Genomic DNA, 3,545 nt, shown 5'->3' with positions numbered 1-3,545 from the left:
GTTTCGTGAGCAAGACGGAATAGGAAGTCTTTACCTTTCTCGTTAGCTTTGAACCAGTCGACAAACTCTTGACCGTAAAGTTTGCCACCTAGCGTGTCTAGCTCTAGGAGTGTGTAGTAATCCACACGGTCTTTGTTCTCTTCGATTTCTACACCCATGTTTTTGTAAAGCGTTGTGTAGCGCTCACGGATGATGCGTTTGCAAGCGGCTTTGTAGCGACCTTCTGAGTCCATTAGACAAGTTAATGCAAACATCGCCATTTGTACTTGTTGTGGTAGAGACAGACCTGCAGTATGGTTCAATGCTACGCTGCGGCTATCAGCAACGATACGGTCGATGAATTTGATGTCACGTGGCTCTGGAGTTAGCGTTTTGTAACGGTCGTCCAATTGGCACTGTGTCGCTTCACTGAATGAGCGAAGTGTATCGTCGAACACGTTCTCATCGTGAATACCGATAGTGCCTAGACGCCAGCCTGTTGCACCAAAGTACTTAGAGAACGAGTAAACACAAAGTGTGTTGTATGGTAGTTTTGCAAATAGAGAAACGAAGTCATCGGCAAATGTACCGTATACGTCATCAGTGATGATGAATAGGTCACTGCGTTGCTCATTCACAAAGTTCGTTAGGTTCTCTAGAGTCTCGTCAGAGAATTTCACTGATGCTGGATTAGCAGGGTTAACAACACAAAGCAGTTTGATGTCTGTATCTGCCAGTTTTTCGATTTCAGACATTGGTAGCTGCCAAGTGGTCTCATCAAGGCGTAGCTCTACGATTTCCAGCTCATATTCTGCTAGCTCTGGGATTTCTAGGTAAGGTGTAAAGATTGGCGTGATTAGCGCAACTTTGTCACCTTTTTTCAATAGACCATTGTTGAACATGGTTGCGAACGTGTACGTCATTGACGCAGTGCCGCCTTCTGTTGCGAACAGGTCAAAGTTAGTCGTCATTGGCATTGGGCCGTACATCTCTTCTGCGATGTATTGTTTAACCACTTTCTCGATGTTCACTAGCATACGTGGTGGTACTGGGTAGTTACACGCAAGGTAAGCCAGTACTAGCTCGTTTAGGAACGCTTGTTTTTCGATACCTAGACGGTCTTTTGCGTAGCTTAGTGCACGACGTAGGAAGTCAACGCCTTTGTCTGTTGCATATTGGCTTGCGAACGTGTCGAAACGCTCAACGATGCCAACACCATCAGGGATACCACCGAAATCACCACCTAGGTAAGCGTAGTTACGCTCTGCTTCTGCTACCGCAAACTCACCAAGACGGATGAATGCTTTACGAGGTAGCGTTGCTAGGAAGTTAGGGTTACCACGACCTGCATCAAGAAGTGCACGATCTGGCACAGCTTGCGCCACTTCAATCAGTTTGTCTTTTAGCTCGAATGGGCTTAGGTCAGCGAATTTTGAAAAATCGATAGTTGGAGTTTGAGTAGTCATAATATTTACCTAATAATTTAATATTAAACACTTGTAATTAAATAAAGTGTTTTACTTAAGCGTGATTATTCAGGCCTACCCTATTTTTGATTGGGTAGGTCTGTTAATAAGTTGATGATTTTTTAAATCTATAATGAGTTGTAGGTTTTAATTACATACCCGCATTAACGGTAATAATGCCGACGATAATTGGGCCCCATAGAGTCAGTAACACGTTGGCTACGGCGTAAGTCACAGTAAAAGAGAATACTGGCGTTGCGTTGCCTGTTTTTTCCATCAATGCAGCGAACGCTGGGTTTGCACTTCGACCACCGGTTACACAACCTAAAGCTTCTACCGGATTCTTTATCTTCAATACAAAGTACGAGAAGAAGAATGAAATAATCTGTGGAATGATGGTTACCGCAACACCCAAGAATAGTAGGCTCATACCGTGTTCTTTGATGGTGTCTACCGCTTGAGGGCCAGCCTCAAGACCAACGATACCCACGAATGCTGCTAGACCGAAGTCGCGAATAAAGCTTGCTGCTGATTCTGGGAATTGCGCCACATGTGGGTTACGGCTGCGTAACCAACCAACAATCAGACCTGACACTAGACAGCCTGCACCAGAGCCGATAGTGACCGGAATACCTGCAATTTTGAAGTTGATTAGGCCAATCAAAAGACCCAATACCATACCCATGCCTAGTACAATGAAGTCAGTCATTGTTGCTGAGTTCATTGGCTTACCGATTGTACCTTGAACACGATTAATATCGCTTGGTGAGCCAGTTAATTGAATAACATCATTTTTCTTAACAACAAGGTCAGCGTGAACTGGGATTGATACACCTTCGCGAAGGTAGTCAGTCACATAAACACCACGGTAAGTGCCTTTGTTCGCTTCTGATTTGATTTGACCTAGTGTACGGCCAATCAGTTGTTTGTTGTCTGCGATAAGCTGACGGTTCTCTTCAATGACTTCGTACTCTTCTGGAAGCACAACTTCAGAGCCAACAGAGTCACCTTTCAACTGACCAATGGCTTTACGAGTACCTGTGATAACCAGAACATCGCCTTGTTGAAGCTTAGTAAATTTGTCTGCTTCAATCGCTTTGCCATCACGCTCGATAACTTCGATGCATGCGTCTATTGAATCTTGATTGATTTGGGCTAGTGTCAAACCATTCACTTTGCTCTCTGCTTTGATTTCAAAAGCGCGAGTCTCAAGTTTTGTCATCGCATTGAATTCACCAGCACCAAGCTCTGCATTACCATCTGAGTTCGCTTCTGCCATTTTGATTGCTTCAGAGCGAATGTCCCACTTCATCAACGTTGGGAATACCCAAGTCACCATCAAGATTGGACCTAATGAACCAAAGATGTATGTTACAGCGTAACCAACAGCAACGTTAGTTTGCATCAGATGTTTGGCTTCTTCAGACACACCACCCAAACGGGCGATCGCATCGCCTGCAGTACCAATGATCGCAGACTGAGTTAAACCACCGGCAGCTAGGCCCGCAGCAGTACCTCTATCTAAGTCAAACAACCACGCAGCGGCAAGTACACACAATAAGCCTGAAACCGTCATAACAACCGCAGACAACAGAATGTTGATGGTTCTAAAGTTAAGCGCTTTAAAGAATTGTGCGCCGCCTTGATAACCCACAGCATAAATAAAGAGCGCAAAGAAAATACTTTTTACGCCGGGATCAATCTGAACACCAAATTGCCCAATAATTACGCCCATTAATAATGTTCCGGCCACACCGCCTAAAACAAATCGGCCGATAGTAATTTTACCAACCATATAACCCAATGAGAGTGTAATAAATAGTGCGACAAATGGTGCCATGTCAAACAGATTAGAAATAATGTCCATGACAAATTTACTCTTGTTACTAAATATAATGAGTAAATAATCTAACGAATAACTTAATAATGATATTTGTTGGATTATTCAAAATAAATAAAGCATCTCGTTGCTTCGAACCGAATATTAAGAACAAAAGGTTTTATTATGTAATCCCATTTGATGGATCAAATCATCACTTTAACTGTTCGCATAGTTTTTGAAGTGCAATTTACACCTTAAGTGATTGGTTTAAATAGATT

2 protein-coding genes are annotated in these 3,545 nt (G+C 43.1%); both read right to left on the bottom strand.

What is annotated here, in order from left to right; all coding sequences use genetic code 11:
• Positions 1-1,445 (bottom strand): bifunctional aspartate transaminase/aspartate 4-decarboxylase (locus AB4493_RS21930; protein ID WP_372155813.1); only part of this gene is annotated, 1,445 nt, incomplete at its 3' end.
• Between the two features lie 151 nt (positions 1,446-1,596).
• Positions 1,597-3,312, bottom strand: coding sequence for an aspartate-alanine antiporter (aspT, locus tag AB4493_RS21925; protein WP_372097502.1), 1,716 nt, complete (start codon positions 3,310-3,312; stop codon positions 1,597-1,599).
• Between the last annotated feature and the right edge of the window lie 233 nt (positions 3,313-3,545).

Origin of the sequence: Vibrio sp. 10N.222.55.A1 (assembly GCF_041473835.1) — a bacterium.
GTDB classification, from domain to species: Bacteria; Pseudomonadota; Gammaproteobacteria; order Enterobacterales; family Vibrionaceae; genus Vibrio; species Vibrio crassostreae_C.
The sequence above is the reverse complement of the archived record's forward strand: the minus strand, read 5'-3'. Positions and strand labels throughout refer to the sequence as shown.